2 protein-coding genes are annotated in these 410 nt (G+C 46.3%); both read right to left on the bottom strand.

Annotated features, from left to right (window positions below):
• The coding region (locus AC4E7D_RS14140) for an HD domain-containing protein (protein WP_490174421.1) at positions 1–304 on the bottom strand (304 nt) is incomplete at its 3' end.
• Positions 305–345: 41 nt separating this feature from the next.
• Positions 346–410, bottom strand: a 65-nt coding sequence (locus AC4E7D_RS14135) for a hypothetical protein (RefSeq protein WP_490174422.1), incomplete at its 5' end; no start/stop codon positions are given.

Here is a 410-nt window from a genome sequence, read left to right as displayed (position 1 = left end):
TTTCGATATCGTCAAGGGTATATTCGGTGTCTTCTACCACGTCGTGCAGGAGGGCAGAAGCAATTGATATGGCATCAAGTCCAATTTCAGAGGCCACAATCTTAGCAACGGCAATAGGATGGAAGATATAGGCCTCTCCGGATCGCCTTCTCTGGTTCTTGTGGGCATCCACGGCAACGTCAAAAGCCGAACGTATCAGTCGCTTGTCTTCATCGCTCAAAGCCTGGTAGCTTATACGCAGTAGCTCCTTGTACTGTTTGGCAATTTCCCTGTTCTCCTTCTCTATGACAGTTTCCGTCCGCATAACTTAAAATTACCACAAACTTTTGTAGTAACCAACAAAAATCATGCCTTGAGATTCAGGATACGGTCCTTCAGGGGGGGGTGTGAATAGTGGACAAAAACGTAAG

The sequence above is a fragment of the Lentiprolixibacter sp. genome (genome assembly GCF_982873095.1).
This window is presented reverse-complemented; position numbering and strand designations above follow the sequence as displayed.